This window comes from Bittarella massiliensis (ex Durand et al. 2017), from assembly GCF_009876955.1.
Lineage (GTDB): Bacteria > Bacillota > Clostridia > Oscillospirales > Ruminococcaceae > Bittarella > Bittarella massiliensis.
On sequence record NZ_WWVY01000003.1, the window covers coordinates 125582 to 139284 of the forward strand.

At 64.3% G+C, this 13703-nt stretch carries 12 protein-coding genes; 6 read left to right on the forward strand and 6 right to left on the reverse strand.

The window, feature by feature from the left end; all coding sequences use genetic code 11:
- Positions 1-180 precede the first annotated feature (180 nt).
- The 3 genes from GT748_RS04450 (at position 181) to GT748_RS04460 (ending at position 3100) form a co-directional block, all read left to right on the forward strand.
- Complete coding sequence (locus tag GT748_RS04450) at positions 181-891, forward strand: Crp/Fnr family transcriptional regulator (protein ID WP_161222317.1); 711 nt, start codon at positions 181-183, stop codon at positions 889-891.
- Positions 892-1013: 122 nt separating this feature from the next.
- Positions 1014-1772: a glycerophosphodiester phosphodiesterase gene (locus GT748_RS04455; protein WP_021658016.1), complete on the forward strand. Its 759-nt coding sequence runs from the start codon at positions 1014-1016 to the stop codon at positions 1770-1772.
- 236 nt (positions 1773-2008) lie between these two features.
- A complete protein-coding gene (locus GT748_RS04460; protein WP_052537569.1) occupies positions 2009-3100 on the forward strand; it encodes a BMP family lipoprotein in 1092 nt (363 codons plus the stop codon).
- Positions 3101-3177: 77 nt separating this feature from the next.
- On the opposite strand, the gene GT748_RS04465 is transcribed toward GT748_RS04460, so the two are convergent.
- On the reverse strand, positions 3178-4815 hold the full coding sequence (locus GT748_RS04465; protein WP_073261095.1) for a sulfatase family protein: 1638 nt from the start codon (positions 4813-4815) through the stop codon (positions 3178-3180).
- A gap of 84 nt (positions 4816-4899) precedes the next feature.
- Between GT748_RS04465 and GT748_RS04470 the strand changes: the two genes are divergently transcribed.
- From GT748_RS04470 to GT748_RS04480, 3 genes are all read left to right on the forward strand, one after another.
- Positions 4900-5613: a Crp/Fnr family transcriptional regulator gene (locus tag GT748_RS04470; RefSeq protein WP_143161604.1), complete on the forward strand. Its 714-nt coding sequence runs from the start codon at positions 4900-4902 to the stop codon at positions 5611-5613.
- Between the two features lie 344 nt (positions 5614-5957).
- A complete protein-coding gene (locus GT748_RS04475; protein WP_052537568.1) occupies positions 5958-7049 on the forward strand; it encodes a BMP family lipoprotein in 1092 nt (363 codons plus the stop codon).
- Positions 7050-7296: 247 nt separating this feature from the next.
- On the forward strand, positions 7297-7680 hold the full coding sequence (locus GT748_RS04480) for a metal-dependent transcriptional regulator (RefSeq protein WP_021658008.1): 384 nt from the start codon (positions 7297-7299) through the stop codon (positions 7678-7680).
- 73 nt (positions 7681-7753) lie between these two features.
- Here the strand turns inward: GT748_RS04480 and GT748_RS04485 are convergent, their stop codons facing one another.
- From GT748_RS04485 to GT748_RS04505, 5 genes are all read right to left on the reverse strand, one after another.
- Positions 7754-8950: an LL-diaminopimelate aminotransferase gene (locus GT748_RS04485; RefSeq protein WP_021658007.1), complete on the reverse strand. Its 1197-nt coding sequence runs from the start codon at positions 8948-8950 to the stop codon at positions 7754-7756.
- A 70-nt stretch (positions 8951-9020) separates the two neighbouring features.
- Entirely contained in the window at positions 9021-10646 is a 1626-nt protein-coding gene (locus GT748_RS04490; RefSeq protein WP_021658006.1) for a CTP synthase, read from the reverse strand.
- A 36-nt stretch (positions 10647-10682) separates the two neighbouring features.
- On the reverse strand, positions 10683-11522 hold the full coding sequence (gene dapF / locus GT748_RS04495; protein WP_242861701.1) for a diaminopimelate epimerase: 840 nt from the start codon (positions 11520-11522) through the stop codon (positions 10683-10685).
- A 19-nt stretch (positions 11523-11541) separates the two neighbouring features.
- Positions 11542-12111: an ANTAR domain-containing response regulator gene (locus GT748_RS04500; RefSeq protein ID WP_021658004.1), complete on the reverse strand. Its 570-nt coding sequence runs from the start codon at positions 12109-12111 to the stop codon at positions 11542-11544.
- A 35-nt stretch (positions 12112-12146) separates the two neighbouring features.
- The gene (locus tag GT748_RS04505) at positions 12147-13400 is read right to left on the reverse strand and encodes a glutamine synthetase family protein (RefSeq protein ID WP_059003462.1); all 1254 of its coding nucleotides are present in this window, start codon (positions 13398-13400) and stop codon (positions 12147-12149) included.
- Positions 13401-13703 lie beyond the last annotated feature (303 nt).

The window sequence follows — 13703 nt, forward strand, 5'->3', positions numbered from 1 at the left end:
ATAGCTTTCAGCCCCCGGGTGGAAAACGACACCTGTCATCTTTGCCGCAAAAAATTTGCCGCTCCCCCAGGGCAGACCGCCTGTCAAAAGCGAGGGGACCTGCCCGGTATTTCTTGTATAAATCGGCCGCCTGTGCTAATCTGGTGGGGAGAGAAATCCTTTTTAAAGGAGGTGATGGAGATGGGCGAACCACTGGAGCGCTGGCCCCGGGCGGCCGCCCTATTTGCCCCCCACCCCCCCGAGGAGAAGGGGAAGATCACCCTGGTGGAGCGGGCCGCCCGCCAGACCCTGATCGAGAAGGACAGCTTTGCCCCGCCCGACCTGTTTTTGGTGGTCAAAGGGGTGTGCGAACTGTACAGCGCCTTCTCCCTTTCGGGGGACAACGACCTGGGCTACCGCATCTGCGCCAACCAGTTCATCGGCCTGTCGGAAATCGTCAGTCCCGTCCCCATGAAGCGGACGGCGGAGGTGGTGGCCAAGACCCCCCTCTGCGCCCTGCGCATCCGGGGGGAGGACTTTCTGCGCTGGAGCCAGGTCTGCCTGCCGGTCTACAACGCCGTGATTTTTGAGAGCTTGGAGCAAAAGCACCGCCTGCAGACGCTCTACCGCAACTGCTCGGTCACCGACTCGGTGCTGGCCGGGGCCTATTACCTGGACTACCTCTACGGGGTCTACCTGGGCTGCTATCCCGAGGGCTACCAGGGCCCGGTGCGGCTGTGGGAGACCCAGTCCGAGATCGCCCAGTCCATCCGCCGGGACCCCCGCTCGGTGGCCCGCATCATCCAAAAGCTGCGGGAGGCCGGCTGCATCGGGGTGGAGCGGGGAAAGGTGGTCATCACCTCCGCCCAGCGGCAGACCCTGCGCCGCTTCATCGAGGAGCGCTCCCTCTAAAAAAGGGGAGCGCCCCCTTTTGCCAAAAAGCCGACAGCTGTCCTATTTTGAAAAGGGCTGTCCTGCTACACTGAAAGAAAGCCCGCCCACAGGCGGGAAAGCGAAAGGAGCGCGAAGGCAACATGACCCTCTTTGAAGAGATCGCCCAGAGCCGGGGCAAACAGCTGTTGGTGGGGGGCCACCGGGGACACCTCTCCCGGGTGCGGGAAAACACCCTCGAAAACTTTGCAGAGGTGGCAGGGCTGGGCCTCTCCCACATCGAGATCGACGTCCAGCTCTCCAAGGACCAGGTGGCCATGGTCTACCACGACCTGGACCTGGGCGAGCGCTCCCCCCTGCAGGGGCGGGTGGCCGACTACACCGCGGCCGAGCTGAAGGCGGCCTTCTCCATCAACACCTTGGATGAGTGCCTGGCCTGGTGCCGGAAGCGGGAGCTGCCCGCCGCCCTGGAAATCAAGTGCGAACTGCTGCAGATGGCCCCCACCATGCCCCGCCTGGCCGAGGAGATCGCCCGCTCGGTCGAGGCGCACGACTTTGCTGAGTACAGCTTTATCTTCGGCACCGACTACCGCACCCTGCGCCAAATCAAGCGGCTGCTGCCAGCAGTCCACCTGGGGCTGATCGTCCCCTTTGTCCCCGCCGACCCGGTGCGGCTGATGGAGGAGATGGAGGCCGAGATCTACCTCTGCTACATCGACAACCTCTGTCCCGATCTGGTGGCGCAGCTGCACCGGGCGGGCTACCTGGTGGACGGCTCGGTCATCAACAGCGAGGGGCGGCTTCGCCAGGCCCTGGCCCTGGGGGTCGACCTCATCGAGTCGGACCACCCGGAGGAGATGCTCCCCCTCTGCCGACAGTTGGAGGCGCAGACAAATCGGTAAAAAAGCGGGCCCGCCGCAGGGGGCCCGCTTTTCTATGGAGACAGACACCTTTCCCAGAAACCGGGAAATCACAGGCATCAAAGGCGCACCCCCGCCCCTTTTCTTTTACAAAATAGACATTTGTCATATTTCCCCTCAAAATCGCCGTGCTATACTAAAATCAGTAGCAGCCGGAAGGGTCCGCTCGCCAGAGGGGCCGCCGGCTTTGGATACGACTTTCAAAAGGAGTGTGTATGATGAAAAAGATTGGAGCCGTTTCGCTGGCCTGCCTGTTGGCGGCCTCCGCCCTCCTCTCCGGTTGCGGCAAGTCCAACGACAAGGGGGACGCCTCCTCCAGTGGCGGCAGCGAGTACAAGAGCATCGGTTACGTCTGCAGCGCCCTGGGCGACAAGTCCTTCACCGACCTATCCTGGTCGGGCATCCAGCGGACCGCCAGTGACCTGGGGATGACCGCCAAGGCCATCGAGTGGGGGACCGACAAGTCCAAGATGGAGCCCTGCATCCGCGACGCCGCCGAGAGCTATGACATCGTCCTCTTCAACGGCAACGAGTACGTGGAGATCCTGCAGCGCATCCACACCGACTACCCCGACGTGAAGTTCATCGCCACCGACATGACCCCGACTTTGGAGTGGGACATCCCCAACCTCTTCGGCGTCAACTCCAAACAGCACCAGGGCGACTTCCTGGCCGGGGCCCTGGCCCAGAAGATGTCCAAGACCGGCACCATCGGCCTGGTCGCGGGCACCGACACCGTCTCGATCAACGACTTTATCATCGGCTACGTGCAGGGTTCCCTGCAGGCCAACCCCAGCGGCAAGGTGGCCCACTCCTTCATCGGCAGCTACACCGACACCGCCAAAGCCAAAGAGCTGGCCCTGGTGCAGATCAGCCAGTCCAAGGCCGACATCATCCACCAGGTGGCCGGCGGCGCCGGGCTGGGCGTCTTTGAGGCCTGCAAGGACAACGGCATCTGGGGCATCGGCGTAGACGCCGACCAGCGCGAGTTCTTCGTCGAAAGCAAGGCCGATCTGGCCGACGTCATCCTCACCTCGATGATGAAGCGCAACGACATGTCCATGGAAAAGGCCATCCGCGACACCGTGGCCGGCACCGCCGAATACGGCAAGCTGAACATGTGGGGCGTGGCCGAGGGCGTCACCGTCCTGGCCAAAAACGACTTCTACAAGGCCAATGTCCCCCAGGAGACCCAGGACTACATCGACGATCTGGAAAAGAAGATCGCCTCGGGCGACCTGGTGGTCAAGACCGTCTACGGCATGGAGCAGGACGAGTTCGTCTCCATTCGCGACAGCGTCAAACCGTAACCCCCCTCTGAACCCTCCCCTTCACCCATAAAAAAGGACTTCGGATTTTTTCCGAAGTCCTTTTTCTCTGTGCAATGTCAGCCGTTGCCCTGCGCCTTGGCCCGCTCCATCAGCGCGTCGACCCGCTCTTTCGCGTAGCCCGCCCGCAGCAGGATGTCCCGGGCGTGGGTCTGTGCCGGTTTGGAGGTGGGCTCCTTTTGGATGGCCCAGAGCACCTCGTCGAGCATGTCGTCCAGCTCCTCTCTCTCCCCCTCCCTGACCAGGGAGCGGACAAAGGGGGGAAAATTCTCCTCCCAGTAGAGGGACGGCTGGTAGCGGGGGCGCTTTGCAAAGTCGCCGTTCACGATGCCGCCCTTCAGGCCGTAGCGCGCCTCGTAGCGGATCAGCCGCTGGCGCAGCCGGTCGGCCACCGCCCGCATCTCGGGGGTGCCGCCGCCGCACAGGAGGTTCTCGGTCTCCTGCGGGTCGGCCGCCATGTCGAAGAGCTGCTCGTCGTCGCCGTAGGAGTAGACGTACTTGTACCGCTCGTCCCGCAGCATGCACCAGCGCTTGCTCCCCTGCTGGTGTTCAGCGTACTGGTAGCGCCGGTCCTTGACCCCCTCGCCAAAGACGCTCTCCCCCGGCAGGTCGTAGACGTCGGGATATTCGGCCCCGGCGGCGTCCAAAAAGGTGGGGAGGATGTCGTAGAGGTCGACAAAGCGGGGGTCCCTCTCCCCGGCCCCCACCCGCTGCGGCCAGCGCAGGACAAAGGGGACCTTGCAGGAGGGGTCGTAGGGGAGAAATTTCTGGTAGGTGCCCAGGTCCCCCAGCATCTCGCCGTGGTCGCTGGTGAAGAGGATCAGGGTGTCGTCGTAGAGCTCCAACTCTTTCAGTTTCTCCACGATCCGCCCCACCTGGTGGTCGCAGTAGGAGACGCAGGCCGCGTAGAGCTCCCGCATCCGCTGGAGGGAGGCGTCGTCGGCCAGATCGCCCAGGGTCTTGTTCTCCTCGGCCAGCAGGCCCAGGGGGGTCTTGGGGACCGCTGGGGCGGGCAGCTTGCCCGCGTACATCTCGGCCCACTCGTCGGGCGCGTCGAAGGGCGGGTGGGGGTGGATAAAGCTGGTCCAGAGGAGGAAGGGCCGCCGGCCCCGCTGCTCGTCCAGGTACTGGATCGAGCGGTCGGCCACCCAGCGGGAGCCGTGCAGCGCCTCGGGCAGCAGGCTGCGCTGGGGCTGCATGTAGAGGCAGTGGCGCACCCCGTGAACACTCTGCACCCGGCCGTAGCCCTGCTCTTTGAGAAATTGCAGATAGCTGTCCGCCTCCCGGGAGGAGGGGCCCTCCTCCATGGCGAAGAAGTGGTCGAACCCACTGGCCCGCCGCTCGGGCTGAAAGTGCATCTTCCCCACGGCGCAGGTGTCGTAGCCGCTGTCCGAGAGGATCCGGGGGAAGGTGGGCAGCTTGTAGGAGAGGGGCGGGGCGTCGGGGGCCCAACGGTTGTCGTAAAACTGGTGGTGCCGGCAGCCCAGCCCGGTGAGCAGCCCCATGCGGGCGGGGATACAGACCGGGTTGGGAGAGTAGGCGTTTTCATACACCCGTCCCTCGGCGGCCAGGGCGTCGATGTTGGGCGTCTGCATGAAGTCGGCCCCGTAACAGCCCAGGTAGTCGCTGCGCAACTGGTCGCAGGTGATGAGGAGGATGTTGGGGCGCCGGTCCTCCCGGTTGACGCGAAAGCGCATGAAGGTTCATCCTTTCCATTGTATTGACCCGCCGCCTGTGCTATCCTAAAAGACAGAAATACAGGAGAGTGGAGGCGGTGATCGGTGACACATTTGCTGGAGCAGTGGCCCCAGGCGGCCCCCTTTTTTGAGGGGCTGCCCCAGGAGGAGCAGGAGAAAATCGAGCTGTGCCAGATCGGCCCGGGGGAGCTCCTCATCGAGAAGGACAGCTTTGCCCCGCCCGACCTGTTCTTCCTGGTCCGGGGGGTGTGCGAGCACTTTCGCGCCTTCGCCGAGAGCGGCGACAACGACCTGACGGGCATCCGCCTCTTCGCCGGGCAGTTCATCGGGGTGGCGGAGATCCTCTCCCCCCAGCCCATGAAGCGGCGCAACCAGGTGCGGGCCAAGACCCAGGTCTCGGCCCTGCGCATCCACGGGCAGGACTTCCTGCGCTGGAGCCAGATCTGCCTGCCGGTCTACAACGCCATCCTCCTCTACATCATCGAGCAAAAGCACGACGACCAGCGCCTCTACCGAGAGTGCAACGTCAACAACTCCCTGCTGGCGGGGGCCCGCTATCTCAGCTTCCTCTACTCCATCTACCGCGACTGCTGCGAGCCCGACGAGAAGGGGGCCATCCGCATCCTCGAGACCCGCTCGGAGATCGGCCGCTACATCGGCCGCGACCCCCGCTCGGTGGACCGCATCATCCAAAAGCTGCGGGAACAGGGGTATGTGGGGGGCTCCCACCGCAAGATCACCGTCACCGAGGAGCAGCACCGGCGGCTTCTCGATCTGGTGGAGGAGCTGACCCTCTGAGGGGACACCCCCATTATAGCCGCCTCCAGAGGGGGGGAAAACGACAGCTGTCGCTTTCCCCCCGCCCCTCGCAGAGAGGGGGCGCAGGAGAGGTCCTTTTTTCCAAATCGGGCAAAAGAGGGGTGGGTGGCAGCGCTTTCCCTGGGCGATTTCACCGAAAAATCGAAAATCCGTTTGTTTTTTTGGGGGAAGCGACAATTGTCGTTTCCCCCCTTTTGCGGCCATGCTACACTGATTTCAGCAATTGGGGACACAGGATTCGCCGACAGGGCCCGTCTGGCGAGCGCTCGCCCCCTCCGCCAAACCGAACACTTTGAGACATGAGAAAAAGGAGCGACATCGCAATGAAAAAGACTGGAGCCATCGCCCTGGCGTGCCTGTTGACCGCCTCTGCCCTGCTCACCGGCTGCGGCCAGTCCGGCGAGGGCGGAGACGCCTCTTCCGCCAGCGGCAGCGAGTACAAAAGCGTGGGCTACATCTGCGCCCAGCTGGGCGACAAATCCTTCAACGACCTCTCCTGGTCGGGGGTGCAGAAGGCCGCCCAGGAAATCGACCTGAACGCCAAGTGCATCGAGTACGGCACCGACAAGTCCAAGATGGAGCCGGCTGTCCGCGACGCGGCCGAGGGCTACGACATTGTGGTGATGAACGGCAACGAGTTCTATGAGATCCTCGACCGCATCTACACCGAGTACCCCGACACCAAGTTCATCGTCACCGACCTGACCCCCACCACCGAGGTGAACATCCCTAACGTCTTCGCCGTCATGAGCAAGCAGCACGAGGGCGAATACCTGGCCGGCGCCCTGGCCCAGAAGATGTCCAGCACCGGCACCATCGGTCTGGTGGCCGGCGCCGACACCGTGCCCATCAACAACTTCATCATCGGCTACATCCAGGGCTCTCTGGAGGCCAACCCCAGCGGCAAGGTGGCCAACTCCTTCATCGGCGGCTTCACCGACACCGCCAAGGCCAAAGAGCTGGCCCTGGTACAGGCCAACCAGATGGGGGCCGACGTCATCCACCAGGTGGCCGGCGGCGCCGGGCTGGGCGTCTTTGAGGCCTGCAAGGACAAGGGCCTCTGGGGCATCGGCGTGGACGCCGACCAGCGCGAGTTCTTCATCGACACCAAGCCGGAGATCGCCGACGTCATCCTCACCTCCATGCAAAAGCGCAACGACATCACCATGGCCAAGGCCATCAAAGACACCGTCGAGGGCACTGCCGAGTACGGCAAGCTCTACAAATGGGGCCTCAAAGAGGGGATCACCGTCCTCGCCGAGAACGACTACTACAAGGCCCAGGTCCCCCAGGAGACCCAGGACTACATCGGCGGCCTCTCCGCCAAGATCGCCTCGGGCGAGATCGAGGTGAAGATGGTCTACGGAATGGACCAGAACGAGTACGTCACCTTCCGCGACAGCGTCAAACCGTAAATCCCCCTTTCAACTGCCTCTTCCAAAAAATCCATAGAGGGCGGCGGCGCTCGGCTTCCTCAAGGCCGGGCGCCGCCGCTTGCCGTCTCCCCAACGAGAGGGGAAAACCAAACTCCCCCGACCGGCGATTGCGGCGCGGGGGAGAATGTGTTAGAATACTTTTATAAGCGGCCTCGAGCCGCCCCCCGGCCGTCTTCTGCCCGGGGCCATCTCTCCGCCCTGCGGGCGGACCTTTGGGAGGTGCACCGTGAAACTGCAAGAGTCGGGTGAAAACTACCTGGAGACCATCCTCCTCCTCCGCCAGCGGCAGGGGCACGTCCGCTCCATCGACGTGGCCACCGAACTGGGCTTCTCCAAGCCCAGCATCAGCCGGGCCATCGGCATCCTCAAATCCGCCGGCTACGTGCAGGTGGGGGAAGGGGGCAACATCCTCCTCACCGAGTCGGGGCAGCAAAAGGCCGAGGCGGTCTATGAGCGCCACCGGCTGATTTCCCGCTACCTGGTCCTCACCCTCGGCGTCCCGGCGGAGATCGCCGACGCCGACGCCTGCCGCATCGAGCACATCATCAGCCAGGAGTCCTTTGACCAGATCAAGGCCTTCGTCGCCCGACAGGACGGCGAGGGGCATTGACCTTCCCTTTATCATCTGTAGAGAGAGGCTCTTTCCCGCCGGGAAAGGGCCCCTCTCTTCTTTTTACCAGGTTTTACCCGGCTAGTCCCCTGGCCCGGTAGAGCTCCTGCAGGGCCGCAATGGCCTGACAGGTCTCCTCTCGGCTGCCAAAGCCGGTGAGGCGAAAATACCCCTCGCCATTTCTGCCAAACCCGGCGCCGGGCACCCCGGCCACCCCGGCCTCGCGTAGGAGCAGGTCAAAAAACTCCCAGGAGCCCATCCCTTCAGGGCAGGCCATCCAGATGTAGGGGGAACAGACCCCGCCGGTAAACCAGACCCCCAACTCCCGCAGGGCGGCGGCGATCAGGGCGGCGTTCTCCCGGTAAAAGGCGGTGGCCTCGCCGGTCTGCCGCCGCCCCTCGGGGGTGAAGACCGCGGCCGCCCCCCGCTGCACCACATAGGAGACGCCGTTAAACTTGGTGGTCTGGCGGCGCAGCCACATCCGGTTGAGGGACATCCCCTCCCGCTCCAGGGTCCGGGGCACCACGGTGTAGCCACAGCGCATCCCGGTGAAACCGGCGGTCTTGGAGAGGGAGCTGATTTCGATGGCGCACTCCTTGGCCCCCTCCACCTCGTAGATGCTGTGGGGCAGGTCCCCCGTCACAAAGCTCTCATAGGCCGCGTCGAAAAGAATGACGCCCCCCCGCGCCCGGGCGTAGTCCACCCAGCTCTGCAGCATCGCGCGGGTGTAGACCGCGCCGGTGGGGTTGCCCGGGGAGCAGAGGTAGATGAGGTCGGCCTTCACCGAGGGGTCGGGCAGAGGGAGAAAGTCGTTTTCCTCCCCTCCATCCATAAAGAGGACTTTGCGGCCATCCATGGTGTTGGTGTCCAGGTAGACTGGGTAGACCGGGTCGGGGATGAGAGCGGTGTTCTCTTTAGAGAAGAGGTCGAGGATGTTCCCCAAATCGCTGTTGGCCCCATCGCTGACAAAAATCTCCTCCAGGTCCAGGGAGACCCCGAACGCGGCATAGTACTGCTGAATCCTCTCCCGCAAAAAGTCATACCCCTGCTCGGGCCCATACCCGCGAAAGGTCTCGGCCGCCGACATCTCCTCCACCGCTTTGCCGAGGGCGCCGATGACCGCCGGGCAGAGAGGCAGGGTCACATCCCCCACCCCCAGGCGGTAGATGGGTTTGCCCGGGTGGCGCCTCCTCTCTTCCGCCACCCTTTTGGTGACGGTGGAAAAGAGGTAGTTTGGCTGTAAGTTGCGGTAGTTTCCGTTGATTTGCAATGGTGTTCCCCCCTGTCGGTACAGCGCGGCATTCAAACCGCCCTCCGGTCGCTTTCTCTCTCCTGTTGGCCTATTTGTCCCCTCTCCCCCGCTCCATGGCGGCCCCCACAAAGGCGCAGAAGGCGGGGTGGGGGCGGTTGGGCCGGCTCTTGAACTCGGGGTGGTACTGCACCCCCACAAAGAAGCGGTTGTGGGGAATCTCCACCGCCTCCACCAGGCGGCCGTCGGGCGAGGTGCCGACGACCCGCATCCCCCCCTCTTCAAAGGCGGCGCGGAAGCGGGAATTAAACTCGTAACGGTGGCGATGGCGCTCCGAAACAGCGGCTTCGCCGTAAGCCGCCCGCAGGAGCGACCCCTCGGCCAGGGCGCAGGGATAGGCCCCCAGCCGCATGGTCCCCCCCTTGGAGACGACCCCCTGTTGATCGGGCATCAGGTCGATGACCGGGTAGGGGGTATCGGGGGCAAACTCGCTGGAATCGGCCCCCGCCCAGCCCAGGGCGTGGCAAGCAAACTCGATGACCGCCACCTGCATCCCCAGGCAGATGCCCAGGTAGGGGATGTCGTTCTCCCGGGCGTAGCGGCAGGCGGCGATCTTGCCCTCCACCCCCCGGTCGCCAAATCCGCCGGGCACCAGCACCCCGCTGCAACCGCCCAACAGGGCCTCGGCAGTGTCGTCGGTCACCTCTTCGGCCTCCACCCAGCGAATGGCCACCTCCACCCCGTGGGCACAGCCCGCGTGGCGCAGCGCCTCCGCCACCGAGAGGTAGGCGTCGTGCAGCCGGACGTATTTGCCCACCAGGGCAATCTCCACCTCGCCCCGGCAGGCGCCGATTCGGCGCAGCATCTCATCCCACTCCGCCAGGTCGCAAGGGGGCAGTCCCTCCAGCCCCAGCCCCCGCAGCACGATGTCGGAGAAGTGCTGTTCCTCCAGCATCTTGGGGGCCTGATAGAGCACCGGCAGGGTGATGTTTTCAATGATGCAGTCGGGCTCCACATTGCAAAAGAGGGCGATCTTCTCCCGCACCTCTTCGCCGATGGGCCCGTCGGAGCGGGTAACGATGATGTCGGGGCGGATGCCCAGGCTCATCAGCTCCTTTACCGAATGCTGGGTGGGCTTTGACTTGTACTCCTCCGACCCGGGGATATAGGGCACCAAGGTCACGTGGATGAAGAGGCAGTTCCCCGGCCCCTGTTCCTGGTCCACCTGGCGGATCGCCTCCAAAAAGGGCAGGCTCTCGATGTCGCCGGTGGTGCCGCCGATCTCGGTGATCACCACATCGGCGTCGTCGCGCTCCCCCACCGAGTAGATAAAGCCCTTGATCTCGCCGGTGATGTGGGGGATGACCTGCACCGTCTCGCCCAGATACTCCCCCCGCCGCTCCTTTTGCAGTACGTTCCAGTAGACCTTGCCGGTGGTGAGGTTGGAGAATCGGTTGAGGTTCTCGTCGATAAAGCGCTCGTAGTGGCCCAGGTCCAAGTCGGTCTCGGCCCCGTCCTCGGTGACAAAGACCTCACCGTGTTGGTAGGGGCTCATGGTGCCGGGGTCCACGTTGATGTAGGGGTCCAACTTCTGGGCCATGACCTTGAGCCCCCGGCTCTTGAGCAACCTGCCCAGAGAGGCGGCCGTGATCCCCTTGCCCAGCCCGGACACCACCCCGCCGGTGACAAATACGTACTTTCTCTTTTTCTGTTGCATCTCTTTTCCTCCCCACTCGCTCTCCGAGTCCTCTGTTTACCACTCCAGCTGGCCGCAGAAAACCGTCTCCGCCGGGCCGCTCAAATAGCACTCCCTCTCCCCCCAGCGGACTTGCAGCTGGCCTCCGGGTAGCGAGACGGCGATCTCCTCTTCCCGGCGGCAACGGCCGGCGGCGATGGCGGCCACCGCCGCCGCACAGGCCCCGGTGCCGCAGGCCAGGGTCTCGCCGCTGCCCCGCTCGTAGACCCGCATCTTGATGGCCCGCTCCCCCAGCGGCTGTACAAACTCCGCGTTTATCCCCTCGGGGAAGAGGCCGCTCCCCGCAAACAGGGGACCCAGGACAGTCAGGTCCAGTTCGTCCACACAATCGACAAAGACCACACAATGGGGGTTGCCCATGCTCACGCAGGTGATCTGCCAGCGCTGTCCCCCGATTTTGACTGGTGCGTTTACCACCCGCTCCCCCTGCAGCAGCACCGGTACCGCCGCCGGGCGCAGATCGGGCGGGCCCATCCCCACGGTGGCCCGGCGCGCAACGCCCCCCGCCACCTCCAGCTGCAACGTCTTGATACCGCTGCCGGTCTCGATGCGCAGCGCGGTCTTTTTGCAGCGCCCGCTGTCGTAGAGGTATTTCCCCACACAGCGCACCCCGTTGCCGCACATCTTCCCCTCGCTGCCGTCGGCGTTGAAGATGCGCATCCGCGCGTCGGCCACCTCGCTGGGGAGGATGAGGATGACCCCGTCGCTCCCCACCCCAAAATGCCGGTCGGAAAAGCGTCGGGCAAGTCCCGCCGGGTCGGTGACCGACTGGGCAAAACAGTCAAAGTAGAGGTAGTCGTTGCCGCACCCCTGCATCTTGGTAAAGCGGTATGTCACCGTCGGTCCCCCCAATCCCTCACTCTTTCTCGTAAGTCTGCAACACACTGCGGGCCACCTCAGCCCGGGTGAGGCGCATATCCATGGCCTGCTTTTCGAGGTAGCGGTGGGCCTGGGGCTCGCTCATCTGCAAATACTGAATCAGGGCGCACTTGGCCCGGTCCACCAGCCGAATCTCGTCGATTTTCTTCTGCAGCTCGACATTCTCCCGCCGCAGGGTATAGAGCCGCTGCCGGGCGATCTGGGCCATCCGCACCGCCTGGAAAAACAGCGGCTGGCTCATGGGTTTTGACACGGTGAACACCCCGCAGTGGCCCACCCGCTCCCCCACCTCGCCGGCGCGCTCCCTCCCCACAATCAGCACCACCCCGGCGTCGGTCCTGGCGGCGCAGTCGCAGCAAAACAGCTCCCCCGTCTCGTCCTGCAGGGGGGCGTTGCAGAGGATCAAGTCAAAGGTCTGCCGGGCGACGAGCTGCCGGGCCCGCGCCCCTGAACAGGCGCTCACCACCTGGCCATAGCCCGCCTGTTTCAGCAGGTCCGGCAGCGGTCCGCCATCGCTGGAGCGCTGCACCAACAGGGCCGTCATCATCGCTCACTCCCCCTTTCCCGCACACGACCGCCCCTTTAGCGGGGCTGCTGACCGCCAAGCAAACTGTCCACGACCCCCTGGGGGAGCGCTGCCCGCACAAAGGCGCTCTCCCTGGCCAGCTGCGCGGCGGCGGCAAAGTCCTTGGGCAGGGGGCGTACCCCCCGCAAAATTTCTTCTGGGGCGGTGTAGAGGTTGTGATCGCAGGGGGGGCAGAGGGCCTTTTTCTCCCGCACCCCCTCGGCCCCGGCGCGCAGCAACAGGGCAAAGGCCAGATAGGGGTTGCAGGCCGGGTCGGGGGAGCGCAGCTCCATGCGGGCATAGGGGCCGGCCGCCGCCGGAATGCGGATGAGCTGGGAGCGGTTCTGGTGGGACCAGGAGAGGTATCCCGGCGCCTCGCAGCGGCCTAGCCGCTCGTAGGACTGGGGCAGAGGGTTTAAAAAGGCGGTGATCTCCTCCACCCGGTCGAGGATCCCGGCGAGAAAGGCCTCCGCCTCTCGGCTGTGCCCCTCGCCCTGGGCCCGAAAGAGATTGACCCCGTCCCGGTGCAGCGAGAGGTTGACGTGCAGCCCGCTGCCGCTGGCGTCGGGCAGGGGTTTGGGGGCAAAGCTGGCGCAGAGGCCGTTTTGCGCCGCCACCACCCGCACCACCGAGCGAAAGGTGGTGAGGTCATCGGCCGCCCGCAGGGGGTCGGCGTACTTAAAGTCCACCTCATTTTGCCCCGGCCCCTGCTCGTGGTGGGAGCTCTCGGGGAGGATGCCCATTTCCTCCAGCGTCAGACAGATCTCCCGGCGAATATTTTCCCCCCGGTCGAGGGGCGCCATATCCAGGTAGCCCGCCCGGTCAAAGGGGATCTTGGTGGGCGCGCCGTCCTCCCCCTGCAAAAAGAGGTAGAACTCGCACTCAGCTCCCACCTTGGCAGTGTAGCCCATCTCAGCCAGCGCCCCTTCAGCTTGGTGGAGGAGGTAGCGCCCATCCCCGGCAAAAGGCCGCCCGTCCGGATGGCGGATGTGGCAGAAAAACCGCACCACCCGCCCCTGCTGCGGCCGCCATGGCAGAATGGCCATCGTCCCCGGGTCGGGGAAGAGGAAGAGATCCGACTCCTCCACCTGCAAAAAGCCCCGCACCGCCGAGGCGTCAAAGGAGATGCCGGAGGAAAAGGCCCTCTCCAATTGGTCGGCCATGATGGCAATGTTTTTCGGCCGCCCAAAGACGTCGCAAAACGCCAGCCGAATGAACTTGACGTCGTTTTCCTCCACAAATTGGAGGATCTCTCCCACGGTGTAATCCACTGCTACTCCGTCCTTTCCCTTTTTGGCGGGCCCTGTCCCGCCCATCTTGCCCTGTGTCCGCCCTCTCCTCGGCCACAACCCAAAAAAGCGTCCACCGGAGAAGGGGCCCTCGTCCCTTCCACGGTGAACGCCTTTGTTCACTTACTGGTGCAAGTATAGCCGATGAAAAAGCCAGTTGTCAACCCGTTTTTTGGGCCGATCTGCCCACTGGATAAATTTTTTTGCGCCCCCACCAGGGTCCCTATATCGGTCGGGCCCCTCCGTTTGCCCCGCTCTCCCGCCGAAAAAAGGGCGGCCGGGGTG